The sequence below is a fragment of the Aliirhizobium wenxiniae genome (assembly GCF_019511445.1).
In the GTDB taxonomy this organism is placed as follows: domain Bacteria; phylum Pseudomonadota; class Alphaproteobacteria; order Rhizobiales; family Rhizobiaceae; genus Neorhizobium; species Neorhizobium wenxiniae_A.
The window spans coordinates 260,143-287,007 of record NZ_JAEUAN010000002.1 but is presented as its reverse complement, the minus strand read 5'-3'; the positions used below and the strand labels follow the sequence as shown (position 1 = coordinate 287,007).

Below are 26,865 nucleotides of genomic sequence, written 5' to 3'. Positions count from 1 at the left end.
TGCAAGCGTGCTTGGGTTAAATCGAGGTAATGATTCAGTGACCGGACGTTATCCGCTGAGCACGACATATCAGGCCGGCTTTCACCAAGCCGGATCGTCGGTTTCGATTGGGCAATTCCGCTTAAAATCAGGGCTCAGCGGACGCTTTTTGCCATGGCGGGATCATAGGCATCCGTAGCCTGATCGGCATCGCGGCTCACTTCTTCATCGGGCTCGCCGAGAAGCCGGCTTTCGATCCAGGACCGCGGGTTGCGGCGCGGCGTGATATAGCCGACCGGCAGCGCGATTGCCTGAAGAAAGCGGACGATCACCGTGTAGAGGCCCGTTTTCAGCCGTCCAGTTCGCAGGGAGCTGATGGCGACCGCCAGTCCAAGCCCTGCGGCGATAATCAGGGCGGGCATGGTGATGCCGGGCAGTGTCGCGATGAGCAGCAGTGAGGCGAACATGAAGCCCCAGGCAAGCGCCAGTATACCAAGCTCGGGCAGGGCGCGCAGCAGGCGATAGAAATAGGGTTTTCCGGTTGCCGCGCGCAGGAGTTCGCCGATGCCGAAAGGCTCCTTGGTTTTGACCTGCTGCAGCAGCAGATCACGAGAGCGGGGATCGCGACCGTGATAGGCGGCGAAGCGACGGTCCAGCCGATGCAGTTTCCAGCCGACGCTGCGCAGACGAATGCCGAGGTTCAGTTCCTCATAGCCGTGCAGGTTGCGGTCGGCCATATAGTCGATCTCTTCGATCGCACGGCGGCGATAAAGCCCGCCTCCGGCCAGCTGGTCCACGGCGCCGATACGCCGGTCTGGCATCAAGCCGTTGGCGGATGCGCTTCCTGCTTCGATATGACCGGTGACGCCGCCGGTGCGCGTATGGCGCTCCAGAAAGGCAATCGCTTCCGGCAGAAATGCCGGATCGAGTTCCATGTCTGCGTCGATCAGGCAGATGAAGTCGTGGCGGGCATATTGATACCCGAGCTGCGCGCCGGCGCCGCTGCGAAAGCGCGCGGGGCGGGCGATCTGGGTAAGCCGCACCGGATAAGCCGATGCGATCTCGATCGTGCGGTCGCGGGAGCCAAGGTCGGTGACGATGATTTCGCCCTCGCCATCGGGCAGAGCTTTCAGCGCGCACTCGATGGTGCGGGCAATGCGCTTTTCGTCATCCAGTGTCTTGATGATGATCGATACGGTCATGGTGTTTAACTCCCTGACTTGGTAGCGACTGGCTCGGTCGCGATTTGTGCCCACGGGTCCCGATCGTGGCGCGGCGTGCTGGAAGGCTAAAAGGCAGGCTCTTCCGATCCTCATAAAGACAATACTAAAATTTTATCGATCACGCGAGCGTGACAGGCAAAACCGCATGTCTTCGGCGTCAGGATGAACTCTTCAACGGTGTCGGTGCCTCGATAAGTGCTTGTTTTCCGGCAAAGTTCTCGGCCCAAAGCTGGGTCGAAAGAATTCCGACAAAAGCGGCGTTGTCGCGAAAACCAGCAACACTTTGCTTGCGGCATTTTCCGTGAAGTCTCGAAACCGCCATCGGATCGAACAGCCCACTGGCAGCGACGGCGCGTTCGGACAGTGCCTCGGAGACGTAAGCCTGTTCATCCGTGCCGGGGCCGGTAAAGGAACTGCTGTCGGGCGCGCGATAGGGCTGTTTCTGCCGCTCAATGACGCTGTCGGGTAACAGGCCTTTCGCCGCCTCGCGCAGGATATGCTTTTCACGCAAGCCCTTGAGCTTGGTATCGGGCGACAGTTTTGCGGCAAACTCGACCAGTCGGTGATCAAGGAAGGGGAAGCGGCCTTCGATGCCATGTGCCATCGCCATCCGGTCGCCTTGGCTGGAGAGGATGTAACCCGGCAACAGGAGCCGGGTTTCGAGATATTGCGCCTGATGCAGCGGGTGCCAGCGGCTGAAACGTTCCGGCAAGCGGCTGCTCAGTTCTTCGGCGGCATCGTAATCGCCGAGCGTTTCGCGCAGGTCCGCGGAATAGAAGATCTTCGCCGCCGCCGTGCTTTTCATCCGTGGACGATGCGAGAAAAGCGGATCGGACGGATCGGTGCCGGAGACATTGAAGAAGGCCGAAAGATATTCCGCCGATTGCTGTTTCAGTCCCGGAAGATAGGGATAGAGCTTGCGGAACAGATGCGGCCTGATCTTCGAACCGGGCTGGCGGGCGCAGAAACGACGGACTTTCGCCTCGCGGAAAATGTCGTAGCCGGCAAAGACTTCGTCCGCGCCCTCACCGGTCAGCACCACCTTCATGCCGGTTTCTCGGACAAGGCCTGCCAGTGTGTAAAGCGGGGCAGGGGCGGTGCGCAGGATCGGGCGCTCGGTGAAACGGATGATATTGGGGAATGCCGCCGCGATCGTTCGAGGCGACGACGCGATTGAGCGGTGATGGGTGCCGAGCGCCGCGGCCACCTGCTGCTGAAAGCTGCTCTCGTCATGTTCGGCGCTGTCGAAGGTGACGGAAAAGGTGTTCAGCCTATTCGGTGCCATCGGGGCAGCAAGTGCAGAGATCAACGAGGAATCGAGACCGCCCGAGAGGTAGGATCCGACCGGCACATCGGCGCGCATTCTGAGCCGCACGGCATCGGTCAGCAGGGCGCGCAGTTCTCCCGAGGGGTCGGCGTCAGAAGCGCAATCTCCGGCATCGGGAAAGTCGAGTTCCCAGTAACAGCTGAGCCGGTTTGATCCATTTTCGCGGACCAGCTTCTGCCCCGGTTCCAGCTCGAAAATATTGCGGAAGGCGGTGCGCGGCGCGATGGGAGCCCAGAGGGTGAAGATCTGGTCGAGCGCGAACGGTTCGAGTTCAGCCTCGATACCGGCCACGGTCAGAAGCGCCTTCACTTCCGAGGCGAAATAGAGCGTGCCCTTGTGCTCGGTATAAAAGAGCGGCCGCACGCCCATGCGGTCGCGTGCCAGCAACAGTTTGCGCTCGCTCGCGTCCCAGATGGCGAAGGCGAAATCGCCGTTGAGCTTTTGCAGGCAGGCCTCGCCGTCATGGGCGTAAAGCTGCAGCAGCACTTCCGTATCCGAGCCGGTACGGAAGGTTGCGCCGCGTGCCTTCAGCTCATCGCGCAGTTCGACATAATTGAAGATCTCGCCGTTGAAGGCGATCGTGTAGCGCCCGTCGGCGCTCGTCATCGGCTGCTGGCCATCGGAGAGACCGACGATCGACAGGCGGACATGCGAGAGGCCGATGCCGGGGCCGGTCCAGATGCCGTGGCCATCCGGGCCGCGATGGGCGATCGCCTGTCCCATGGCCGACAGAAGAGACGGCGCGCGTTCCGCCCCGAACCCTTCTCCCGAATAACCTGCAAATCCGCACATCTTTTCCATCCCGACAGGATCATCCGATCCCGTTGATAAGCGGAAAAGCTTGCCGATCCCCTTATGCGGGCTTCATCGAGAGAACGACGGTCGGCCAGAGTTCGGAAACTGTCGGGTGGATAGGCACCGCCCAGCGCAGGTCGTCATAGCTTGCGCCGACATTCATCAGCTCCAGCACGCCGTGGATGGCCTCGTCGCCGCCGGTGCCGAGCAGGGCCGCGCCGAGGATCTTTTTCGTCTTCGCGTCGGCGACAATCTTCATGAAACCCTTGGTTTCGCCCTTTTCGACCGCACGCCCGACATTGGTCATCGGCCGCGTGCCGACCAGAACATCGTGGCCTGCCTTGCGCGCCTCTTCTTCGCCCATGCCTACCCGACCAAGCGGCGGGTCGATGAACAGCGCATAGCCCAGCAGCCGCTGCGAAACCTTGCGGTCCTCGCCGTCGAACAGGTTGGCGGCAACGATCTCGAAATCGTTATAGGCGGTGTGGGTGAAGGCACCTTTTCCGTTGCAATCGCCCATCGCCCATATGCCGTCGATATTGGTGGCAAGCCGATCATCCACTTTAATGAAGCCGCGTGCATCGAGTTCCACGCCGGCCTTTTCCAGCCCCAGATCATCGGTATTCGGTCGCCGCCCGACCGCCAGAAGCACATCCGAGCCGATCACCTCCGGTTCGCCTTCGTCGCAATTCACGCCGACAGCTATGCCGTCTTCATGTTTGCGGAAACGGATACACTCAGCCTTGGTGCGGATATGGATGCCCTCAGCTTCGAGGATCTCGCGCACCGCGACGGAAATATCCTCGTCCTCACGGCCGATCAGCCGCGGGCCTTTTTCGACGACCGTCACCTCGGCACCGAAGCGGCGATAGATCTGGGCGTATTCCAGGCCGATATAACTGCCGCCGACGATCACCAGATGTTTCGGCAACCGATCGAGCATGACGATGTCGGTATTGGTCATATACGGGATGTCGCCCACACCGGCGAAATCCGGGATCGTTGCGCGCGAACCGACATTCAAGAAAATCTGCGGCGCGGTCAGCACCTCATCGCCGACGCGAATGACGTTGCTGCTTTCGAAACTAGCGTGGCCGCGGATCAGGCTGCAGTTCGGCATGGCCTCGAGCCAGTTCTCGTTGCCGTGGCGGCTGTCGAGCGTTACCTTGTGCGAGCGGCGCATCACCGCCTGCATATCGACCGATATGTCGCCGCCGATAACGACGCCGTATTCGGCGGCACGGCGGGCGAGGTGGGCGGCATAGGCGCTGGCGACAAGCGTCTTGGTCGGCTTGCAGCCGGTGTTGACGCAGGTGCCGCCGACATGTTTGCGCTCGATGATCGCGACCGTCTTTCCGGCATCGTTGAATCGGCCGGCAAGCGAGGGGCCTGCCTGGCCGGCGCCGATGATGATCGCGTCGAAGCGCCTCATATCGTTGCTGCCGCCGGTAGAGCCAGAATGATGATGAAGGCTGCGACGAAGGCGACACCATCCTCGATGAAGGCGGCCGGTGCATCCTTGCCGAAAATCTCGGCCAGCTTGGCGCGCGCCCATGCCCCGCCATAGGTACCGGCCACGGCGCCGAGAATGCCGGAAACGAGGCCGGCCAGCCACAGGTCGTAAGGGATGCCGATCGCCGCACCGGCGACGCCGCCGGTGATCAGCCGGGTGATGAATTGCTGCGGCACCTTGCGGCTCGGCGTGTTGGGCAATTGGTCGGTCACCAGTTCGAACACGGCAAGGATGGTCAGGATCAGCACCGCCCATTTGGAGCCGAGAAAGGACAGCCATGAACCGGAAAGATCAAGCCAGCCGAGCGCCGCCGCCCAGGTGACCAGCGCGGGCGCCATCATGGCCCTGAGGCCAGCGACGATGCCCATGAATAGCGCAAGCAAGGAAACCATCTGAACCCCTATCCCGCTTAAAGCGGTCTGCCCTCATTGATTGCACAACGACGCGATATCCTACTGCAAGTCAAGCGTCTTGGACGGGATTGCTGCCGGTGACGGGACTGTTTACCGCTCCTTGCTTGAGCCAGAATTACCAGACGCACCCGCCATATCAGACCCCATTGGAAAATTCCGCGGCGCTCCTTAAGATATGCGCGTTATGGTCGAGGGAGGAGGAGCCTTTCGGACGTGAAGCATCGTATCGCGGCAGTGTCTGTCCTGTGTCTCGTGCTCGGCCTCGTGCTGACATGGAAGGTGCATGGGTTCGTGGCGCGCAGTGCCATGGACGAGGCGGAGCTGCAGGCGGGGACGACGCTGAGGCTGGCGGTCTCGGCGCTCGACGGGCATCTGAAGCGCTACGAGGCGCTGCCGGCGCTGACCGCCGATGACGAGATCATCGAAGTGCTGATCGAAGACCCCGGCAACGAGGCGCTGCGACTTCACGCCAACCGCTATCTGAAATCCGTCAATGCGCTGCTGAAGTCGTCGGATATCTACATCATGACCATGGACGGCACGACGATTGCCGCCAGCAATTACGATTCCCCCGTCAGTTTCGTCGGCGAGAATTTCAGCTACCGTCCCTATTTCCAGGAGGCGGCGCGGGGCGAGAGGTCGCGTTTCTTCGCTGTCGGCACGACATCGGCCAAGCGCGGTTATTATTTCAGTTCGCCGATCGTGATGGAGGACAAGATCCTCGGGGTGATCGTCTTCAAGGTCGATCTCGATACGATCGAGGCCTCCTGGGCCGGTGGCGACGACCGGATTTTCGTTTCCGATCCGGAAGGCATCATCTTCATGACCGGCAGCGACGAATGGCGTTTTGCCGCGATCCTGCCGCTGACGCCGGATCGTATTGCCCGGACGGAGACGTCCCGCCGATATGCGGATGTGAAGCTGCACCAGTTGCCGCTCGCCTATGGCAGTTTCGCCGGGCATGAAACCATGCTGATCCGAAGTGGCAATGCCGAGCGGGAATATCTCTATGTGTCACAATCCATGGCGGAGGCCGGGTGGACGGTGAATGTGCTGATGGATACGGCCTCGGTGCGCTGGCAGGCGCAAACGATGATGGCCGCCGTGTTTCTGGCGCTCTGCCTTGCCGGTCTTGTCTCGGCGATCGTCCTCCAGCGCCGGGCGCGGCTTGCTGAGCGCATGCATTTGCAGGCCGAGGCGCAGAACGAGCTCGAACGGCGGGTGGACGAGCGCACCGCGGCGCTTGCCCGCGTCAACAGCCGGATCGAAAAGGAGATCGCCGAGCGCCGCCTGACCGAGCGCCGGTTGCGCAAGACACAGGCCGATCTGGTGCAGGCGGGAAAACTCGCAGGTCTCGGCCAGATGTCGGCAGCGCTTTCCCACGAACTCAACCAGCCGCTTGCCGCCGCGAAGACCTATGCCGAGACGACCGGTCTTTTGATCGAGCGGGGGCGGGTGGAAGAGGCGAGTGACAATCTCAAGCGCATCTCGGCGTTGATCGATCGGATGGCGTCTATCAGCCGTCACCTGCGCAATTTCGCCCGCAAACCGAATGAAAAGCTCGGTGCCGTCAGCGTCGAGGATGTCATTCGCGACACGATCGAGATCGTTTCCGCACGGCTGAAGGCGGCGGATGCGGAGCTTTCCATCACCATCGAACCGGGGCTACCTCGGGTGATGGCAGGCGCCGTGCGGCTGCAGCAGGTGCTGGTCAATATCGTTACCAATGCGGCGGATGCGATCGAAGGGCTCGAGGATCGCCGTATCGATGTGTCTGCCTCCGGTGCGCCTCAGAAGGTGATGATCATCGTGCGTGATCGTGGTCCGGGTGTTCCTGCCGCCATTCGCGAGCGTATCTTCGACCCGTTCTTCACCACCAAGGGCGTCGGCAAGGGGCTGGGGCTGGGGCTGTCGATCTCCTACAATATCGTCAAGGATTTCGGCGGCAGCCTTTCGGTCACGGATCATCCTGAAGGCGGGGCGGTGTTTGCCATCGAACTCGATATCGCCGATGCAAGCGTGATGGAGGCCGCCGAATGACGCTTGCGCAACGGGTTCTGCTTGTCGATGACGAGGAGGAGCTTCGCCGCTCCACTGCCCAGGCTTTGGAACTCTTCGATCTCACCGTCGACACGTTTCCCAATGCGGAAAACGTGCTGGAGCTTTCCGGCTTCGGCTTCGACGGCGTGATCGTCAGCGATATCCGCATGCCGGGGCTGGATGGCATGACGCTGCTGCACCGGGTGCGCGAACTCGATGCGGAAATCCCGGTCATCCTCGTCACCGGTCATGGCGATGTGCAGCTTGCCGTCAAGGCGATGCGCGAGGGCGCATACGACTTTCTCGAAAAGCCGTTCACGCCGCAGCATCTTGCCGGCGTCATTCGTCGTGCGCTGGAGCGGCGGGCGCTGATCCTTGAAAACCGGCGGCTTCGGGCTGTTGCGGGAAAACGCGACGATGTGGAAGCCCGCATGCCGGGGCGCACGCAGGTGATGGTCGATCTGCGCTACCGCATCCGCGCGATCGGCGCGACCGATGCCGACACGCTGGTCATCGGCGATACCGGTGTCGGCAAGGAAGTCGTAGCGCGCGCCCTGCACGATATCAGCCCGCGCGCCAACCGCCCGCTGATCGCCATCAACTGTGCCGCTCTTCCCGAAACGCTGATCGAAAGCGAGCTTTTCGGCCATGAGGCGGGGGCATTCCCCGGCGCGCTTCGGCCGCGATACGGAAAATTCGAACACGCGCGGGGAGGGACGATCCTGCTCGACGAGATCAGCTCCATGCCCTTCGACCTTCAGGCGAAGTTTTTGCGGGTGTTGCAGGAGCGGGTGATCACGCGTCTCGGATCGAACGAGACCGTGCCGCTCGACGTGCGCTTCATCGCTACCAGCAAGGTGGATCTTGAGGCGGAAGTCGCTGTCGGCCGTTTCCGCGCCGATCTTCTCTATCGGCTGAATGTCGCGACGGTTCATGTGCCGGCGCTTTCGCAAAGACGGGCGGATATTCCGCTTCTCTTCCTCCAGCTCGTGCGGGAGGCCGCCGCTCGCTACGGAAGGGAGGACATGACCGTGCCGCCGGATGTGCTGTCGCTGATCGCGCAGCGTGACTGGCCGGGCAATGTGCGCGAATTGCGCAATGCCGCCGACCGGCTGGTTTTGGGTCTCGATCCGGGTTCGGGAGAGCCGGGCGGGGCGGCAAAGGAAAACGGCGGGCGACTGGCGGAAAAGGTCGCCGCCTTCGAGCGCAATCTCATCGCCACCGAGATTGCCGCCCATGGCGGGGCGCTGAAGCCGGTCTATGAAACACTCGGCATTTCCCGCAAGACGCTTTACGAGAAGATGCAGAAATACGGTCTCGACAAGAAGATGCTTGGGACCGACAGCCTGTTGCAGGACGACCGCGTGGAGTGACACGCTCTCCTCCCTCATCCCTGTGCTCGTCACAGGGATCCAGCCGACGCGCGTCTGCGCGGCGAAAGGAGTCTTTTCAGCCCAAGGACTTGGGCTGGCTGGATTCCTGTGACAGGCACAGGAATGAGGGTCGTAGGACACTGTGCCACATGATTAGCGGGTGGAAATCCACCCATTGCATTCCGGCATTGTCCCCAAATCCACCCATGTTGCACTGCGATTTGAATATTATCAGCTCCGCTCAGTGCTGGGGCCAATTGCCAGCGTTTCCGCCCCGCCCGCTAATGGGCCTCAGCTAGGTGCCGGAGGAGAGGTGCACCTGCAGGTAAAGGCTGGACATTGGTCCCCGGAGGAGGAAATTCATGAAACTGTTTAACGCCGTTCTCGGCGCGACGGCGCTTGCCGCCGTCACGATGTTTTCCGTACAAGCGGGTGCGCAGACCTATCCCGAGCGCCAGATCACCATGGTCGTGCCGTTTGCGGCCGGCGGCCCGACCGATACGGTTGCCCGTCTCGTTGCCGAATCCATGTCGAAGGATCTCGGCCAGCAGATCGTCGTCGAAAATGTCGGCGGCGCCGGCGGCACGCTCGGTGCCGGCCGCGTCGCGGCGGCCGAAGCCGATGGCTACACGGTTCTGCTTCACCATATCGGCATGGCGACCAGCGCCACGCTCTACCGCAAGCTCGCCTATGACACGCTGAACGCCTTCGACTATGTCGGCCTGGTCACCGACGTGCCGATGACGGTCGTCGCCCGCAAGGATATGGAAGCGACCGACCTCAAGGGTCTCGTCGAATATGCCAAGGCGAATGCCGACAAGGTGACGGTTGCCAATGCCGGCATCGGTGCCGCGTCGCATCTTTGCGGCATGCTGTTCATGAGCGCCATCGAAACCCCGCTCGTCACCGTGCCCTACAAGGGCACTGGTCCGGCGATGACCGATTTGCTCGGCGGCCAGGTGGATATCATGTGCGACCAGACCACCAATACGACGAAGCAGATCCAGGGCGGCACGATCAAGGCCTATGCCGTCACCTCGCCTGAGCGTCTTTCGATCTTCAAGGATCTGCCGACGGTGAAGGAAGCCGGACTTGAAAGCATGACGGTCGGTATTTGGCACGGTATCTACACGCCGAAGGGCACGCCGGCCGAGATCAACGAGCGCCTGTCCAAGTCGCTCCAGGGCGCGCTGAAGGACGAGAATATCGTCAAGCGTTTTGCGGAACTCGGCACCGCCCCTTCGCCGGAAGGTGATGCAACGCCGGCTGCGCTGAAGGCCAAACTGGAGAGCGAAATCGCCCGCTGGAAGCCGATCATCGAGTCTGCCGGGCAGTACGCGGACTAACGCCTGACGCTTCCGCCTTGCGGATATGATTGCCCCTCATCCTAACCCTCTCCCCGCGCGCGGGGAGAGGGGACGAGATTACCGCAAGGCTGCGGGCGTCCCTCGCCCCGTTTACGGGGAGAGGGTCGCCGAGCGAAGCGGATGCGGGGTGAGGGGCAGTTTGGGCCGGGAGTTCGCCACACGGGTCCTTCGCCCCGCCTGCGGGGGTCCGGAGGACGGGACGGGGCAAGCGACCCGTCCCCGGTTGGTGCCGGCAGGCGGATGAGGGGCGGAGGCCGCGGCACGTGGTGTGGCAGAGGGGAACTCAAATCTCCAGCCATAAACGCAAGACCATCTCCCACACAAACGGAGACACCATGAATTCCAAGTCATTCGACAAAGCCAATCTGATCTGCGGCATCCTGCTGATCGCGACCGGCATCTTCTTCGCCTATCAGTCGATCGAGCTTGAACTCGGCACGGCGTTTCGCATGGGGCCGGGGTATTTCCCGTTCATCCTGGCGCTGGCGCTGATCCTGTTCGGGGCAATCATCCTGTTCCAGGCGTTTCGCGTCGAAGGAGAGCCGATCGGACCGATCGCCTGGCGCGGCATCCTCTTCATTCTGGCGGCCCCGATCTTCTTCGGGATTACCGTGCGCGGCCTCGGCTTCGTGCCGGCGCTGTTTTTCGCAGCACTGATCGCCGCGTTTGCCTCGCACAAGATGAAGCCGCTGACGGCGCTGGTGCTCGCCGTTCTGCTGACGGGCTTTTCCGTCCTCGTCTTCTCCTATGGCCTCGGTCTGCCATTCCAGCGGTTCGGGCCATGGGTGCGTTTCTAATGGGGTCCGGTTCTAATTTTCGGGAAGCTGTCTGATGGATCTTTTCAATAATCTTCTTCTCGGCTTCCAGACGGCAGGGTCGATCGAGAACCTGTTCTTCTGCCTGATCGGGGTACTGCTCGGCACGCTGATCGGCGTTCTGCCTGGCATCGGCGCCACCGCGACGATCGCCATGCTGTTGCCGATCACCTTCCAGCTCGAACCCGTCTCGTCGCTGATCATGCTCGCCGGCATCTATTACGGCGCGCAATATGGCGGCTCGACCACGGCGATCCTGATCAACATGCCGGGCGAATCCTCGTCGGCCGTTACCGCTATCGATGGTTACCAGATGGCCCGCAAGGGCAAGGCGGGGGCAGCCCTTGCGATCGCCGCGATCGGCTCGTTCTTCGCCGGCACCGTCTCGACCTTCCTCGTCGCCATCTTCGCGCCGCCGCTCACCGCGATTGCGCTGGAATTCGGCGCTGCCGAATATTTCTCGCTGATGGTCGTCGGTCTCGTATCGTCGATCGCGCTGGCGCATGGCTCAGTCATCAAGGCGCTGGCCATGGTGGCGCTCGGCTTGCTGCTCGGCCTCGTCGGCACCGATATCTATACCGGCGCGCCGCGCTTCACGCTCGGCATCCGCGAATATGCCGACGGGCTTAATTTCGTCGCGGTTGCGGTCGGCGTCTTCGGTATCGCGGAAATCCTGCGCAATCTCGAAAACGAGCGGACGCGGGAAGTGCTGATGGCGAAGGTTTCCGGCCTTCTGCCCAGTCGCGAAGATTTCCGGGCGATGATCGCGCCGGTGCTGCGCGGCACGGCGATCGGCTCGGTGCTGGGCATCCTGCCGGGCGGCGGGGCGATCCTTGCCTCTTTTGCCTCCTATACTGTGGAAAAGAAGGTATCGAAGACGCCGGAAGAGTTCGGCCATGGCGCGGTTGCCGGGGTTGCGGGCCCGGAATCGGCCAACAATGCCGGTGCGCAGACCTCGTTCATTCCGCTCCTCACCCTCGGCATTCCGGCCAACCCGGTCATGGCGCTGATGGTCGGCGCGATGATCATTCAGGGCATCGTACCGGGCCCTAATGTGGCAGCCGAACAGCCGGCGCTGTTCTGGGGCATCATTGCCTCGATGTGGATCGGCAACCTGATGCTCGTCATCCTCAACCTGCCGCTGATCGGGCTATGGGTAAAGCTTCTGACCATCCCCTATTACCTGCTCTTCCCGATCATCATGGCCTTCTGCTCGATCGGGGTCTACAGCGTCAATTCCAACGTCTACGACCTCTATGCCGTCGCCTTTTTCGGTCTGCTCGGTTACCTGCTGCTGAAACTGCGCTGCGAGCCGGCACCGCTCCTGCTCGGCTTCGTGCTCGGACCGCTGCTCGAAGAGAACCTGCGTCGTGCGATGATCCTTTCACGCGGGGATCCGTCGACCTTCGTTACCCGGCCGATCAGCGCGACGCTGCTGTTTATCGCCGTGGTCGTGCTCATCGTCGTCTTCCTGCCGAGTGTGCGCAAGAAGCGCGAAGAGGTGTTCGTCGAGGAGGATTGAGATTGCCATTCTCATCCTGGCGCGTTGCGCTGGGATGAGAATATGTTTCCAGGCCTAGCGAATTTCGACAATGATCAAAATTCGCCTTAAAGTTGATTTTTGACCTGTTTGGGTGAGGACGGCGTTATCTTTCGATGTCACATTCTAGGCCTTCAACTGCCTATGGGGGACTGGAAATGCGCCACATTAAAATCTCTGCATCTCTGACATGCCTGCTTCTCGCATCATCACTCACCGTTGCATTCGTGACTGAGGTTCAGGCTGCAGAGTTCAAGTATAATTCATCTGTATCCGTGAAAGTCGGGAAATCAGTCGTTCTAAAGGGCGCGCGCGGCAAGACATGTGAGGATGGCGCGCCATCCTGGACCGATGTTGTGGCGAACCTGCCGAAATCCACAACGGGTACTTATTCCGATGGTGGCGTTGGAACAACACGAAGCCAGCGTTGCGGTAAAGCGGTTCCCGCGCGTGGTATCAAGTTTACAGCCAAAACCGCCGGCAAGGAACGCTTGCAGGTCTATGGAGATCCCGTATCCGTCACGGTGTTCTGACCTCCAGGGTATGTGCCCTGTTGCAGGCGATGGTTGTGGGGTCAAACCTCCAGAACCGCCTGCAACTCACCCACCGGCGTTACCCCCGCCATCCGCTTTAACAGCAGCCCCGCCATCAGCCTTCCGGCCTCGGACAAATCCTCGTAGATCGTCTCGATCTGCGGCCTGACCTGATCGAACAGGCCGGATGTCTGTTTTGCCACCAGCCTGACATCCCGTCCGATCTCAAGCCCGAGATCGTGGGTGGCCGACATCACGGCCATGGCGGAGACTTCGCCGCCGCAAATGAAGCCATCCGGCCTGTCACCATCGGCCAGCCGCGCGGCCACGTGGTTGCGCACCGTATCCGCCTTGCTGTCCAGCGTTATCCCTTCCGCAATCTCGAAGCCGACGCCTTCCTCCCGCACCGCCGTCATGAAGCCGTGGCGCATGTGGTGGTGGAAGGTGAAGCGTTCGGGCGGCAGGATGATGAACAGACGCCGACAGCCCGAGGCGATCAGCTTTTTCGCCGCCTCGTAGGTGAAGCGGTAATTGTCGTAATCGACATAAGGATGCGGCGTCGCAAGCTCCGTCCTGCCGTGGCAGACGAAGGGAAAACCCGCCTCCAGCAGGAATTTCACCCGCTCGTCGGAAGGTTCGGTGCGGCTGAACAATATGCCGTCGGCCATGCGGTTACGGACGATGTGGCGGACGGGATCGATCTGCGGCGTGTCGGAAAAATGCGGGGTGATGACGAGGTGATAGGGCGTACCGCGCAGCGTCGCCGTCATGCCTCGGATCATCGAGGTGCCGTAGCCGAGGATTTCCTCATGCGGGTCGAGAACGAGGCTGATGACATTGGTGCGGCCGGTGCGCAGGCGCTGGGCCGCCCGGTCGGGCAAGTAACCGACCTTTGCTGCAGCTGCCTGAACGCGCTGGCGGGTTTCGCGGGCAATGAGCGGATCGTCGCCCAGCGCGCGCGACACGGTGGTCACCGCAAGCCCGGTCAGTTCGGCAATCGTCTTCAGCGTCGGCTTTCGGTTAGGGCCGGGATTAGACGTCGAAGAACCAGCCGCGTTCGGTTGGTGTGCGTCCTCTGCATCGTCCAGCGGCATGTCTCATCCTCCATCCGGCGGCATAACCGCTGCCGGAACTCCATATATATCGTTGCAAATTTTGCGGCGATTTCCAGATTTTTCTTTCAAGTGGCCAAATGTTCTTCTGAAAATCGATATTTGTCGAGCCGGATCAATACTTTAAAAAATTGATCGCGAGCAATTCAAAAACCTTCGTCCGTGGGTTGACACTTGCTCGGGTTATAACGTTATAAATTGCCTATCCGGAGAGGAGCCCGGATTTGGAGGAGATCATCAATGAATATTCGTGCCTTTACAAAACTGGCCGCCGGTGCCGCGTTGATCGCGATGACAGCCGGTGCCGCCAAGGCCGCAGAAGTCGAAGTCCTGCACTGGTGGACCTCGGGCGGTGAAGCTGCAGCACTCAACGTTCTGAAGGAAAACCTCGCCAAGGAAGGCGTTACCTGGAAAGACATGCCGGTTGCCGGTGGTGCCGGCTCTGCCGCCATGACCGCACTTCGCGCCCGTGTGACCGCCGGCGATCCGCCGACTGCGGTTCAGTTGCTCGGTTTCGACCTGCGCGACTGGTCCGAGATGGGCGTTGCCGCAAACCTCGACGAGCTTGCCGCCAAGGAAGGCTGGGACAAGGTCATTCCGCCGGCCCTGCAGGAATTCTCCAAATATGACGGTCACTGGGTAGCCGCACCGGTCAACATCCACTCGACCAACTGGCTGTGGCTGAACAAGGCCGCGCTCGACAAGGCTGGCGCCAAGGAGCCGACCAATATGGACGAGCTGTTCGCGCTGCTCGACAAGTTCAAGGAACAGGGCATCATCGGTCTCGCCCATGGCGGCGTTCCGTGGCAGGACGGCACGCTGTGGGAAGCCGTGGTTCTGTCGCGCGGCGGTCCGGATTTCTACAAGAAGGCCGTGCTCGAAGCCGATCCGGAAGCACTTTCCAGCGATACGATGAAGCAGGTGTTCGACGACATGTCGAAGCTGCGCACCTATTTCGACCCGAACTTCTCCGGCCGCGAATGGAACCTGTCGACGGCGCTCGTCATCGAAGGCAAGGCCGGTGCGCAGGAAATGGGCGACTGGTCGAAGGGCGAATGGCTGCGCGCCAAGAAGGAGCCGGGCAAGGATTTCGTCTGCATCCGCTTCCCCGGCACGCAGGGCTCGGTCCTGTTCAACGCCGACCAGTTCATGATGTTCGACGTGGGTGGTGATGCCGCCGACGCGCAGATGAAGATGGCGTCCGCCGTCGAAAACCCGGCCTTCCAGATCGCCTTCAACAAGGTGAAGGGTTCGGTTCCGGCCCGTACCGACATTCCGGACACGGAATTCGACGATTGCGCCAAGAAGGGCATGAAGGATCTGGCGGAAGCCTCGTCCAAGGGCACGCTGATGGGCTCTCTCGCCCATGGTTACGCCCAGCCGGCCGCTATCAAGGAAGCCATGCTCGACGTCATCACCCAGCATCTCAATGGCCAGCTGACGACGGATGCGGCGCTGAAGCGGTTGCCGGAAGCGGTGGCTGCGGCGAAGTGATGTGACTTTTGCGGTAAGGTGAGGGGAGTGATCCCCTCACTTGCGATTTCTAACACTTAGCTAAAGCTAAGATGTTGAAATCGCTTTCTCTCCCACAAGGGGAGAGATAAGGGCGCCGCTCTATTCGCGAGTCTACCTCTCCCCTTGTGGGAGAGGTTACAAAATCAAGATCTTAGCCAAAGGCTAAGTCTTAGATTTTGTTGGTGAGGGGGTCTGATGCTGATCCCTTTTCACAATCGTATTTCCGACCGGAGACCCCCATGACGACAATCGAACCGATGCCGGTCATCACCCCGGAACGGCCGCGGAAATCCTTAGGCGACACGTTGCGCAACGGCCTGCCGAAACTTGTTCTGGCGCCGTCCTTCGCCGTCATCCTGATTTTCGTCTACGGCTTCATTCTCTGGACGATCACGCTTTCCTTCACCACATCGCGCATCCTGCCTGTTTATAAATGGGGCGGGTTCGATGCCTATTTCCGGCTGTGGTCGCAGCCGAACTGGTATGTGGCGATGCAGAACCTCGCCATTTTCGGCATTCTCTACATCGCGCTCTGCACCGCGATCGGGCTTTTCATCGCCATCCTTATGGACCAGCGCATCCGTGCCGAAGGCGTGCTCAGACCGATCTTTCTATATCCGATGGCACTTTCCTTCGTCGTCACCGGTACGGCGTGGAAGTGGTTCCTCAATCCCGGCCTCGGGCTGGAACACACGATGCGCAATCTCGGCTGGGAGAGCTTTGCCTTCGACTGGCTGGTGAACCCGAACATGGCGATCTACACCGTCGTCATCGCCGGCGTCTGGCAGGCGTCTGGCTTCATCATGGCGATGTTTCTCGCGGGCCTTCGCGGCATAGACGGCGAGATCATCAAGGCGGCGCAGATCGACGGGGCTTCGACTGTCTCCATCTATCGCCGCATCATCATTCCGCTGCTGCGGCCCGTCTTCCTCTCTGCCTTCATCGTGCTCGCCCATATGGCGATCAAGTCCTACGACCTCGTCATCGCGCTTACCGGCGGCGGGCCGGGCAATGCCACCGAGCTGCCGTCCACCTTCATGTATTCCTACACGTTCAACCGCAACCAGATGAATGTCGGTTCGGCCAGCGCGGTGATGATGCTGATGGGCATTACCGCGATAATCGTGCCCTATCTCTATTCGGAACTGCGGGAGAAGAAGCAATGAGCGCCGCACCCGAAACGATCAGCGCCGGCTCGGCGCGCTTCACCCGCTATTTCATCTATGGCGCGCTGATCATCCTTGCGGTGGTCTATCTGCTGCCGCTCTATGTGATGTTGTCGACCTCGTTCAAATCGCTCGACGAAATCCGCGGCGGCGACATGCTGGCGCTGCCGACCGACCCGTCGATCGCCGCCTGGGTCAAGGCCTGGGGCGAAGCCTGCATCGGTGTCTCCTGCGTCGGCATCAAGGGCTATTTCTGGAACTCGATCAAGATGGTCGTGCCGGCCGTGATCATCTCGACGTTGCTCGGCGCACTCAACGGTTATGTGCTGACCAAGTGGCGGTTTCCGGGCCACAAGATCGTTTTCGGCATGATGCTGTTTGCCTGCTTCATTCCGTTCCAGGCAGTGCTGATCCCGATGGCGCGGCTCTTGGGCCTGATGGGCCTGTCGAACTCGACGACCGGCCTCGTCATGGTGCATGTGATCTACGGTCTCGGCTTCACCACGCTGTTCTTCCGCAATTATTACGAAGCCTTTCCGGATGAGCTGGTGAAGGCCGCGATGATCGATGGCGCCGGGTTCTTTCGCATCTTCTGGCGCATTCTGCTGCCCAGTTCCGGGCCGATCATCGTCGTCACCGTCATCTATCAGTTCACCAATATCTGGAACGACTTTCTGTTCGGCGTCTCGTTTTCGTCCGGCGAAGCCTCGCCGATGACCGTGGCGCTCAACAACCTCGTTTCATCGTCCACCGGCGTGAAGGAATACAATGTCGACATGGCGGCGGCCGTTTTTGCCGCGCTGCCGACGCTGTTCGTCTATGTCGTCGCCGGACGCTATTTCGTGCGTGGCCTGATGGCCGGCGCAGTCAAGGGATAACCGCAATGAGCTTTCTCCAGATCAAGAACATCCGCAAGAAAATCGGCAGCGTCGAGATCCTCAAGGGCATCGATATCGAGCTGGAAAAGGGCGGCTTCCTCGTGCTGGTCGGCCCGTCCGGCTGCGGCAAGTCCACGTTGCTCAATGCGATTGCCGGCCTGTTGCCGCCGTCTTCCGGCGATATCGTCATCGACGGTCAGGTGGTGACGGACCTGCATCCGTCGAAGCGCGATATCGCCATGGTCTTCCAGTCCTATGCGCTTTATCCGAACATGACGGTCGAAGAGAATATCGCCTTTGCCTTGGAGATGCGCGGCGTCGACAAAGCTGAGCGCGCCAAGGCTGTGGCGCAGGTGGCGAAAACCCTGCAGATCGAGCATCTTTTGACCCGTCGCCCGAGCCAGCTTTCCGGCGGCCAGCGCCAGCGTGTCGCCATGGGTCGTGCCTTGGTGCGTAAGCCGCGCGTCTTCCTGTTCGACGAGCCGCTGTCGAACCTCGATGCGAAGCTGCGTGTCGAAGTGCGGGCCGAGATCAAGGCGCTGCATCAGAACACCCATGCGACGATCGTCTATGTCACCCACGACCAGATCGAGGCGATGACGCTCGCCACCAAGATCGTCGTCTTGAAGGAAGGCATCGTCCAGCAGGTCGGCACGCCGGCGGAAATCTACAATCGTCCGGCCAATCTCTTCGTTGCCGATTTCATGGGATCGCCGGCGATGAACATGCTGAAGGGCAGGGCGGTTGCCGGTGGTATCCAGCTTTTCGGCGCGGGTGGTCAGGGTGTGACCGTCAGGGTGCCGCCTTCGGTCACGACAACACTTTCCGAGGGTAAAGAGGTCATCGTCGGCCTGCGGCCCGAAGCGATTTCCGACGAAGGTTCCGCCGATGCAGCGGCTGCCGCCAGTGCGCGGATCGATGCGGAAGTCACGATCGTCGAGCCGACCGGATCGGACACGTTCGTTACCGGCAAACTCGACGGCACGACATTTACCGGCCGTGCGCGTGCGGAGACCGTTGTCGAACCCGGCCAGACCTTCCGCTTCGTCTTCAATCTCGACAAGGCGGTGGTCTTCGATCCCGAAAGCGGCCAGCGGATCGGCTGATTGTCGCCCGGCAGACGGTTATCCCGCCAGCTTGTCGTTTGTCCCGGAATGATACGGCGCATACGTTTTCGCAACATTGTGGGGCAACGCGCATCCGCGTTGTTCCAAACATATGTTGGCGCGATCCCGAAAAGCGGTTAGAACCGTTTTGGGCTAAGATGTATTAGCGTAGGGCGGGACGACTGATGATCAGTGACAGCGGGCGGGCTTCTGCCTGCAGCTTTATTATTGGCTTAAGATAGCGGAATGTTTAAGTTTTCGCGTCTTTTCCCCACAGCCTCGATCGGCGCCTATCTGATGGCGCTGGTGATTGTCGTTGCCTTGCCGCTGCTGGCTTTTGTCGGCTTTCTGGTCCTGCAACTGGAAGGCCAGGAGCGCGAGGGACTGGCAAACGAGACGGCCGAGGATGCGCAGCTGATTGCGCGCTCGGTCGATCGCGAGTTGCAGGACATGGCGACCACGCTTCGCCTGCTGATCACCTCGCCGGAGCTTGAGGCCGGTGATCTCAGGGCCTTCCACGATCGTACCCAGCGCAGCCTGCGTTCCAATTCGCTTTATGTCATCGTCGTCGACAAGGATGGCCAGCAGCGTCTCAACACCCGCTCGCCCTTCGGCGAGCCGCTCGGCAAGACATCGAACATGCTGGCGCTGGAATCGGTGCTGAAGTCGGGTATTACCGAAGTCTCCAGCGTGTTTTTCGGCAAGACGAGCAACAAATGGGTGTTCAACGTCGCCATGCCGCTGCCGGATGAGCTCTCCCATTCCGGTTCTGCGATCATCATGACGCAGAATGCCGAGGACATGGAGAAGCTGGTCTCGGTCGAAGGGCTTCCAACCGGCTGGTCGGCGGCGGTCATTGATGGGCAGGGTCAGGTCGTGGCTTCGGCGGGCGCCGACAAGATCGCCTCCGGCAAGCCGTTCGACCCCGATACACTGAAGTTGATGACCGGCTTCAAAGGCACGATCGAAGATGTCGATGGCAATGAAAAGCAGATGTATGGATATTCCCAGATCACCGGCTGGACATGGAAGGCTGTCGTCTGGGGGCCGATCGCTTCGGCACAGGAAGGCATTATCACCACCTTCAAGCAACTGGTGGCGGGCGGCGTCATCTTTTTGACGCTGGCGGTCCTGTTTGCCTATACGATCGCCCGCCAGCTTCGCACGCCGATCCGGCAGATCGCCGACATGGCGGATCGGATAGGCAAGGGCGAGATCGTCGCGCCGGTCGAGACCCGGATCACCGAGGCCAATCAGGTTGCCGTTGCGCTGTCGAATGCTTCCTTCGACCGCAGCGAGGCGGAAGACCGTATTCACCTGATCCTGCACGAACTGGTGCATCGGACGAAGAATATCCTGACGCTGGTGCAGGCGATGATGCGCCAGCTCGGCCGTCAGGACACGACCATGCCGGAATTCCAGAAGGCGATCAGCACCCGCCTGCACGGGCTCGGAAAATCCATCGAGGCGCTGGCCAAGGAACAATGGGCAGGCGTGCGGCTGATGCGCGTCATCGAGATCCACCTGTCCACTTTCGAAGCCGGAGATAGGCTTCTGGTGAATGGCGAGGATTTCATGCTCAAGGCCGAGGCGGTGCAGAATTTGGGCCTGGTGCTGCACGAGCTTGCGACCAATTCGGTCAAATACGGTGCGCTGTCGGTGCCGCACGGGCGTGTGCGGATTTCATGGGACGACGTTGCCCCCGGCGAAGACGGCGAGCCGAAAATCCGGCTTGTCTGGGAAGAAAGCCGCGGGCCACTGGTAACCGAGCCCTCGCGCAAGGGGTTCGGCACGACGATCATCCAGCGCCATGCGGTGGCTGCCTTTGGCGGGCAGGTGGATGTCGAGTTCCGTCCGGAAGGCCTGGTCTGGCGGCTCACCGCGCCGCGCGCCAATCTGGAGCGCGACGATGCCGGTGAGGAGCGTCGCAGCCTGGCGATGTAGGCGATAGCGATTTGATCGGTTGGCGGAGGAACGAAGCCTGACGCGCGTCGTTCTAGCGCTCATGGATCTGTCGCTCAAAACCATCGAAATCGATGCCAAGTCGCTCAAAGCCATCGGGCTTACCTATGTCAGCGATACGGATCCGGGCATCCGCCGCTTACGACGCGGCAAGGGCTTTTGTTACAAGCTGCCGGATGGATTGCTTCTGACCGACGAGGACGACCGGTTGCGCATCGCCGCACTCGGCCTTCCGCCAGCCTATGACAATGTCTGGATCTGCATGGATGCCCAAGGGCATCTGCAGGCGACGGGTTATGATTCCCGCGGGCGAAAACAGTACCGTTATCATGCCGACTGGCAGAGTTTTCGCAGCGAGCAGAAATTCGACCAGCTCGCCCGCTTCGGCGAGGCCTTGCCGCGCATAAGGCGCAAGGTTAAGCGCGACCTTGCACTCGGCCTCGACAAGTCCGATTGTGTGCTGGCCGCCCTCGTGGCGCTGATGGATGTGACGCATCTGCGCGTCGGCAACAAAGCCTATGCCAAAGAGAACCGTACCTATGGCGCAACGACGCTGCTCAAGCGTCACATGGTGCTTTCCGGCGATGGCGTGCTGTTGAAATTCACCGCCAAGGGCGGCAAGCGGGTGCAGCACACGCTCAAACACCCGCGGCTGCAGCGTATTCTCGAAGAGATTGCCGATCTTCCCGGTCGCCAGCTTTTTTCCTTTCCCGACGAACACGGCACGCCGCGGCCGGTCGATTCCGGCAGGCTCAATGCCTATCTCGCCAAGGCTGCCGGTTTTCCGGTTTCCGCCAAGACTTTCCGCACATGGGGCGGCAGTCTGGCTGCCTTCATGGCGGCATGGACGATCGTGGAGGATGAGGACAGACGGCCGAAGATAAAGGCGCTGACAAAGGCCGCTTCGGACGTGCTGCAGAACACGCCCGCCGTCTGCCGCTCGAGCTATATCCATCCAAGCATTCTGGAGCTTGCCGAGGATGATGTGCCGTTGCGGAGGGTTATGGCGGATGCCGCCACGAAAACGGCCCCTGGCTTAAGGGTCAATGAGTCGCGGCTACTGGCGTTTCTGAAGGCGGGTTCCTGCGGCTGATAGGCGATTTGCGTTAGGTCAGCACAAGCTTCTCTCGTCAGGGTTGAATTTCCAGATGAGAGGATCAAGCGATGACAACCATAAGCGGATTTTCCAGTTCCTTCATGCTTCAACGCCTGGCAAACCCGGCTAAACCCGGAGCCGACGGCGATTTCGCCACTCAATACGAAGCTGTGGCGGATCAGTCTGACGATAGTCACGCCGACAGGATAGATCAGCTGCAGACTGAACTCGATGCACTCCAAGACCGGCAGCTCAGCATGTCGAACAGAGACTATATTCTCGCACAATTTACACTTCTGGATCAGCTTGCAGCGGAAAGGCTGCAAGCAGGAGAATATATCGAGACTCTGGGCTTTAGATTCGAAGGCCAGATTTTCAACATCGCCGGCAAGATCATGAAAGTCGATCTGTCGCAATCAATCGATAGAGGCATCGAAATGGTCGAGATTTCCAGGCCCATAGGCTCTTCGCTGGACTGATTGTATCATCCTCGAGAGAGAAGCCTTTCGAACGGATACGAAACGGGCCGGCTTTAAAGCCAGCCCGAGGATCGGATCGCCTCAAAGACGATGGTCATGCCGCACGCCTCTGGTGCAGACCTTCTTCCACTTCCTCGACGATCTTGTCGACGAACTGAGCAAGATCCGCGGGTGACCGCGAGGTGATGATGCCGCTGTCGACCACCACAGCCTCATCCTGCCATTTCGCGCCGGCATTGCGCAGGTCGGTGCGGATCGAGGAATAGGAGGTCGCCTTGCGGCCGCGCAGCGCATCCGCTTCGATCAGCAGCCATGGGCCATGGCAGATGGCGGCGACCGGTTTGCCGCTGCTGATGAATTCGCGAACCAGCTGAACGGCACTTTCGTCGTTGCGCAGGACGTCCGGGTTGATCTGGCCGCCCGGCAGGACCAGAGCGTCGAAATCCTCGACCTTTATCTGCCCGACTTCGAGATCAACGGGCACGCTGTCACCCCAATCTTTTTCGTCCCAACTCCTGATCTCACCGGATTTGATCGAGGCGATTTTCACATGAGCACCGCGTCTGCTCAGCTCTTCGAGCGGCACGCGCAGCTCTGAGCGTTCATAGCCATCTGTGGCCAAAATGAGGATGTTGGCGGATTGGATATTCGCCATGAGAAGCTCCTTCTGGAATTGTTCTTCTTGGATCGTCGCGGTGGCTCGAGATGTCAGAGCCGACCGGTGGACAAGTCGCGTCCGTTGATTGACGCCGGCACGCTGATTTCATCACGCGGCGTCTTGGGTAACGGAAGCACCACGGCATCCGGCACAACGACCTGAATGTCTTCAGGGCGTGCGGCCTGAAATACCGGCGGTTCCCCGCGGGATAGAAAACGGTTCCTGAGCATTGCGAAAAGGTGTTGCATTGCAGTCTCCCGTATCAATCGTCCGCAACAATGGCGGCGACCTGTCACGCTGGGCTAACAAGGCGGGGAGGGGAAACGTTCCCTGAATTTTACGGAGGATAATGGATTGTGAAGCGATCAGCGACGGCGCTTCGTCTCAAACGAATGCTCCCGCGGCAACCAAGCTCCAAGAGCTTGGGCCACGAGAGCGTGGGGCCTCGTTTGCCGAGGCCTCATTCCCCTCCTCGGGAAACTTCTAAACCGGAATAACGAACATGTAGCAGGCGGCGATAACCAGCGCGAAACCTGCGACTTCAAACCATTCCCTGACCATTGTCGCCTCCATCGAACTCTGGACCCAAGAACGTTGCCAGTGCCATTCTAGTTCCATGAAATCGCCATAAACATGGCAGGGCTGCCACAAATGTGAATGGCCGCTAAAATTAACGAAGGCGCATATGTCTAGCTGATCGAGGCACGGGCCTTCGCTGCTTCCAGTATGGCGCGGACTTCCCGTGCTGCCGCGTTTTCAATCGCAAAGGCGGTTTCCGGGATCACGCCGGGATCTTCCTCATTGTCCTTGAAGGTGGCGTCATCTCGCAGCTTCTTCAGGAAGGCCGTTATCGTCACCTCTCCGCCGATCATGGCGGAGAGCATTTCTATCATCAGTTCGCGATGGGCGTTCAGCCGCCCTTCCAGTTCCTGGGGTGTCAGGGATGTCATCGTTGTTCCTCCGGTCGCCGTCGCCAAAAAAATGAGGCGGGTGAGGCCAAGGAACGATCCTGTCGATCATCTCGTTCCGTCACGTCTTACATGCGGAACCAAATGCCGCGCTGCACCATTGTAGGGCAGATTTTCAACGGATCGATCTTCCGGCAAGGGGCGCTGCATGGACATGAAGACAACTCAGTTCACGATTGAAGCAGGCGACTGGACAAGGCTTGGGGCCAATTTTGATGGCGATGGCGTCAATTTCGCGATCTTCTCCGCCCATGCGGAACGCGTTGAACTCTGCCTTTACGACCCGAGCGGAAAAATCGAGATCGCCAAGCTCGACCTGCCGGAGTACACGCATGAGATCTGGCACGGTTATGTGCCGGGACTGAAGCCCGGCGCGCTTTACGGTTTTCGCGTTCACGGCCCGTTCGAGCCGGAAGCCGGCCATCGCTTTAATCCGAGCAAGCTGCTGATCGATCCTTACGCCCGCGAGCTTGCCGGCGATATCGAGTGGAACGAGGCGCATTTTGCCTATGATCTTCTGGCAGAAGACAAGGATCTGACCTTCGATACGCGCGACAGCGCACCATTTACGCCGAAAGCCAAGGTGATCGATCCTTACGCATTCGACTGGCAGGACCAGAACCGTCCGAACATTCCCTGGCCGAAGGCGGTTGTCTATGAGACCCATGTGAAGGGTTTTACGCAGCTCAACTCCGCGCTGCCGCAGGAATTGCGCGGCACGTTCGAAGGCATGGGGCACAAGGCTTCCGTCGATTATATCAAGAGCCTCGGCATCACCTCGGTCGAGTTTCTGCCGGTGCACTGGTTCCCGGACGACCAGCACCTGCTCGACAAGGGCCTGAAGAATCTCTGGGGCTACAATTCGCTCGGCTTCTTCGCGCCCGCCTCACGGTATTACGGCCCGCGGGGTATCCAGGGCTTTCGCGATATGGTGCGGTCCTTCCACGATGCCGGGATCGAGGTCATTCTCGATGTGGTTTATAACCACACGGCGGAAGGCAACGAGCTTGGGCCGACGCTCTCCTTCAAGGGTATCGACAACTTTTCCTATTACCGGACCCTGCCGGATAACCACCGCTATTATATCAACGATACCGGCACCGGTAACACGGTCAACACCTCGCATCCGCGGGTGCTGCAGATGGTGATGGATTCACTTCGCTATTGGGCGGAGCATATGCATGTCGACGGTTTCCGCTTCGATCTAGGTACCATTCTCGGCCGCGAGCCGGAAGGGTTCGATCAGCGCGGCGGTTTCTTCGATGCGATGACGCAGGATCCGGTTCTGTCGAAATTGAAGCTGATCGGCGAGCCTTGGGATATCGGCCCGGGCGGTTATCAGGTCGGCGGTTTTCCGCCCGGCTGGGCCGAATGGAACGACAAATATCGCGATACGGTGCGCGAATACTGGAAGGGCGACAATGTCTCGACCGATTTCGCCGCCCGCCTTCTCGGTTCCGGCGACCTCTACGACCAGCGCGGCCGTCGCCCCTGGGCGAGCGTCAACTTCATCACCGCTCATGACGGGTTCACGCTGAACGACCTCGTTTCCTATAATGAGAAGCATAACGAGGCGAATGGCGAGGACAATAACGACGGCCATAACGACAACCGGTCGTATAATTATGGTGCCGAAGGCCCGACCGAGGACGAGGGCATCAATGCCGTGCGCGACCGGCAGAAGCGCAATTTTCTCGCCACTCTGTTCTTCTCCCACGGGACGCCGATGCTGCTTGCCGGCGACGAGTTCGGTCGCAGCCAGATGGGCAACAACAATGGTTATGCGCAGGACAGCGAAATCTCCTGGGTTCATTGGGATGACCTGCCGGAGACCTGCGAGGAACTGCGCGAGTTCACCCGCCATGTGATCAAGCTCAGGGCCGAACAGCCGCTTCTGCGCCGCGAAAACTGGCGCGACGGCATGGATATCAAATGGTTCAATGCCGGCGGCGGTTTCCAGCAACCCGACCAGTGGGACGAGGGCACGACGCTCGGCGTCTATATCGGCCGTGGCGATTTGCAGGATGAGGAGGGCGTCTGGCACGACGTGCTGCTCTTATGCAATCCGTTCGAAGGCAATGTGCCGTTCCGGATCCCGCAATTCGGAGAGGGCGGCTGGGTGCTGGAACTCACAACCTCAGACAGCGCCAAACGCGGGCTGACGATCACCAAGGAAAAGGATTTCGAGCTGGAGGGCCGTAGTCTGGCGCTGTTCCGGCGGCCTTGAGAAACAATCCCGTCAAGCTCTCGGCTGCGCGGATTTTCGCGCGGCCAGAACGTTTTCAGGCTACGGCCTTTGCCACCATCTCCGGGTGTCGGGCAATCACCTTCACATAAGCGACGGCAAAATCCGGTGGCGTGACGCGCGCCTGTTCCCAATCGCGCAATGTTCCCACCGGAACACGGAATCTGGCGGCAAATTCGGACTGGGACAGGCCTAGATCGGTTCGTGTCATGCGGATAAGGCGTGAGCGCAGCCCTCTTTCAAGCGCTTCCTCGGTGACGTCGAAGTCTTCCAAATCGTTAGGGTCAGCGGGAACTACGATATAATCTTTCTTCACTCTTGTTGCTCCTTCTCACCGAAATAAACCGCCTAACGTCGTTCCTCCACACGAACACGCCGATAAACAATCTATCTCCAACTGCACCGATGACCTTGAAGCGCTCTTCGCCATCTGCTTCGCGAATTGACGATATTACGAGGTGAGCGCGGTCTCCGAAAATCTCGTCACCAAACGAAAGCGAGAGGCCATGTTTCTCTCGGTTGGATGCATCCTTTTCGGGGTCAAATTCGCCATCCGCCATGGAATTCTAGTGTACGGTATTTCCGTATAAAGGCAATAGGCTTCCAACTATGCCGTGCAGTCCGTTGTCCGACGGCCCTGTGTCTATCAAAGCCGATCCGCAGATTGACAAGCAGGCGCAGCTTACCTAGCAGTCGAACACCCCTCCCGCGCCATTTCCTGCTTCGCTCCATGGAGCGTCACCCCTTTCAGGATCTGGCCTT

Annotated in this window: 23 protein-coding genes; 14 read left to right on the top strand and 9 right to left on the bottom strand. The window is 60.2% G+C overall.

Annotation, left to right across the window (positions count from 1 at the left end):
• Window positions 1-134: 134 nt before the first annotated feature.
• The 4 genes from JNB91_RS03555 to JNB91_RS03540 form a co-directional block, all read right to left on the bottom strand.
• Window positions 135-1,181, bottom strand: a complete 1,047-nt coding sequence (locus JNB91_RS03555) for a glycosyltransferase family 2 protein (RefSeq protein ID WP_220324135.1) — start codon at window positions 1,179-1,181, stop codon at window positions 135-137.
• Between the two features lie 178 nt (window positions 1,182-1,359).
• On the bottom strand, window positions 1,360-3,321 hold the full coding sequence (asnB, locus tag JNB91_RS03550; protein WP_220324134.1) for an asparagine synthase (glutamine-hydrolyzing): 1,962 nt from the start codon (window positions 3,319-3,321) through the stop codon (window positions 1,360-1,362).
• 61 nt (window positions 3,322-3,382) lie between these two features.
• Window positions 3,383-4,756, bottom strand: a complete 1,374-nt coding sequence (locus tag JNB91_RS03545) for an FAD-containing oxidoreductase (RefSeq protein WP_220324133.1) — start codon at window positions 4,754-4,756, stop codon at window positions 3,383-3,385.
• Window positions 4,753-5,229 (bottom strand): DUF4126 family protein, encoded by a 477-nt coding sequence (locus tag JNB91_RS03540; RefSeq protein WP_220324132.1) that lies wholly within the window; start codon window positions 5,227-5,229, stop codon window positions 4,753-4,755. Before JNB91_RS03540 ends, JNB91_RS03545 begins: the two co-directional genes overlap by 4 nt.
• Window positions 5,230-5,463: 234 nt before the next feature.
• On the opposite strand from JNB91_RS03540, the gene JNB91_RS03535 reads away from it, so the two are divergent.
• The 6 genes from JNB91_RS03535 to JNB91_RS03510 all read left to right on the top strand — a co-directional run bounded on the left by JNB91_RS03535 (window position 5,464) and on the right by JNB91_RS03510 (window position 12,918).
• On the top strand, window positions 5,464-7,290 hold the full coding sequence (locus tag JNB91_RS03535) for a sensor histidine kinase (protein WP_430736235.1): 1,827 nt from the start codon (window positions 5,464-5,466) through the stop codon (window positions 7,288-7,290).
• Entirely contained in the window at window positions 7,287-8,663 is a 1,377-nt protein-coding gene (locus JNB91_RS03530) for a sigma-54-dependent transcriptional regulator (RefSeq protein WP_220324131.1), read from the top strand. Before JNB91_RS03535 ends, JNB91_RS03530 begins: the two co-directional genes overlap by 4 nt.
• Before the next feature lie 362 nt (window positions 8,664-9,025).
• Window positions 9,026-10,009: a tripartite tricarboxylate transporter substrate-binding protein gene (locus JNB91_RS03525; RefSeq protein ID WP_220324130.1), complete on the top strand. Its 984-nt coding sequence runs from the start codon at window positions 9,026-9,028 to the stop codon at window positions 10,007-10,009.
• A gap of 356 nt (window positions 10,010-10,365) precedes the next feature.
• On the top strand, window positions 10,366-10,827 hold the full coding sequence (locus tag JNB91_RS03520; RefSeq protein WP_220324129.1) for a tripartite tricarboxylate transporter TctB family protein: 462 nt from the start codon (window positions 10,366-10,368) through the stop codon (window positions 10,825-10,827).
• A gap of 34 nt (window positions 10,828-10,861) precedes the next feature.
• Window positions 10,862-12,367, top strand: a complete 1,506-nt coding sequence (locus JNB91_RS03515; RefSeq protein WP_220324128.1) for a tripartite tricarboxylate transporter permease — start codon at window positions 10,862-10,864, stop codon at window positions 12,365-12,367.
• Between the two features lie 176 nt (window positions 12,368-12,543).
• A complete protein-coding gene (locus tag JNB91_RS03510; RefSeq protein ID WP_220324127.1) occupies window positions 12,544-12,918 on the top strand; it encodes a hypothetical protein in 375 nt (124 codons plus the stop codon).
• Between the two features lie 41 nt (window positions 12,919-12,959).
• On the opposite strand, the gene JNB91_RS03505 is transcribed toward JNB91_RS03510, so the two are convergent.
• Complete coding sequence (locus JNB91_RS03505; protein ID WP_220324126.1) at window positions 12,960-14,012, bottom strand: LacI family transcriptional regulator; 1,053 nt, start codon at window positions 14,010-14,012, stop codon at window positions 12,960-12,962.
• A 264-nt stretch (window positions 14,013-14,276) separates the two neighbouring features.
• On the opposite strand from JNB91_RS03505, the gene JNB91_RS03500 reads away from it, so the two are divergent.
• The 7 genes from JNB91_RS03500 (at window position 14,277) to JNB91_RS03470 (ending at window position 22,232) form a co-directional block, all read left to right on the top strand.
• Window positions 14,277-15,524 carry an ABC transporter substrate-binding protein gene (locus tag JNB91_RS03500; protein WP_430736238.1) on the top strand — a complete coding sequence of 416 codons (1,248 nt, stop codon included), beginning with the start codon at window positions 14,277-14,279 and terminating at the stop codon, window positions 15,522-15,524.
• Between the two features lie 260 nt (window positions 15,525-15,784).
• On the top strand, window positions 15,785-16,711 hold the full coding sequence (locus tag JNB91_RS03495) for a carbohydrate ABC transporter permease (protein ID WP_220324124.1): 927 nt from the start codon (window positions 15,785-15,787) through the stop codon (window positions 16,709-16,711).
• Complete coding sequence (locus JNB91_RS03490; protein WP_220324123.1) at window positions 16,708-17,589, top strand: carbohydrate ABC transporter permease; 882 nt, start codon at window positions 16,708-16,710, stop codon at window positions 17,587-17,589. Before JNB91_RS03495 ends, JNB91_RS03490 begins: the two co-directional genes overlap by 4 nt.
• Before the next feature lie 5 nt (window positions 17,590-17,594).
• Complete coding sequence (locus JNB91_RS03485; protein ID WP_220324122.1) at window positions 17,595-18,695, top strand: ABC transporter ATP-binding protein; 1,101 nt, start codon at window positions 17,595-17,597, stop codon at window positions 18,693-18,695.
• 246 nt (window positions 18,696-18,941) lie between these two features.
• Window positions 18,942-20,639: a sensor histidine kinase gene (locus tag JNB91_RS03480; RefSeq protein WP_220324121.1), complete on the top strand. Its 1,698-nt coding sequence runs from the start codon at window positions 18,942-18,944 to the stop codon at window positions 20,637-20,639.
• 88 nt (window positions 20,640-20,727) lie between these two features.
• Window positions 20,728-21,750 (top strand): DNA topoisomerase IB, encoded by a 1,023-nt coding sequence (locus JNB91_RS03475; protein ID WP_220324264.1) that lies wholly within the window; start codon window positions 20,728-20,730, stop codon window positions 21,748-21,750.
• Window positions 21,751-21,821: 71 nt separating this feature from the next.
• On the top strand, window positions 21,822-22,232 hold the full coding sequence (locus JNB91_RS03470; RefSeq protein WP_220324120.1) for a hypothetical protein: 411 nt from the start codon (window positions 21,822-21,824) through the stop codon (window positions 22,230-22,232).
• A 94-nt stretch (window positions 22,233-22,326) separates the two neighbouring features.
• On the opposite strand, the gene JNB91_RS03465 is transcribed toward JNB91_RS03470, so the two are convergent.
• Entirely contained in the window at window positions 22,327-22,887 is a 561-nt protein-coding gene (locus JNB91_RS03465; protein ID WP_220324119.1) for a DJ-1/PfpI/YhbO family deglycase/protease, read from the bottom strand.
• Between the two features lie 692 nt (window positions 22,888-23,579).
• The gene (locus JNB91_RS03460; RefSeq protein ID WP_220324118.1) at window positions 23,580-23,840 is read right to left on the bottom strand and encodes a hypothetical protein; all 261 of its coding nucleotides are present in this window, start codon (window positions 23,838-23,840) and stop codon (window positions 23,580-23,582) included.
• 166 nt (window positions 23,841-24,006) lie between these two features.
• Here JNB91_RS03460 and glgX point away from each other — a divergent pair, with 166 nt between their 5' ends.
• A complete protein-coding gene (gene glgX, locus JNB91_RS03455; RefSeq protein WP_220324117.1) occupies window positions 24,007-26,085 on the top strand; it encodes a glycogen debranching protein GlgX in 2,079 nt (692 codons plus the stop codon).
• A 55-nt stretch (window positions 26,086-26,140) separates the two neighbouring features.
• Here the strand turns inward: glgX and JNB91_RS03450 are convergent, their stop codons facing one another.
• Together JNB91_RS03450 and JNB91_RS03445 are read right to left on the bottom strand one after the other, a co-directional pair.
• Window positions 26,141-26,419, bottom strand: coding sequence for a helix-turn-helix domain-containing protein (locus JNB91_RS03450; protein ID WP_220324116.1), 279 nt, complete (start codon window positions 26,417-26,419; stop codon window positions 26,141-26,143).
• Window positions 26,388-26,663 carry a BrnT family toxin gene (locus tag JNB91_RS03445; protein ID WP_220324115.1) on the bottom strand — a complete coding sequence of 92 codons (276 nt, stop codon included), beginning with the start codon at window positions 26,661-26,663 and terminating at the stop codon, window positions 26,388-26,390. Before JNB91_RS03445 ends, JNB91_RS03450 begins: the two co-directional genes overlap by 32 nt.
• Window positions 26,664-26,865: the final 202 nt, after the last annotated feature.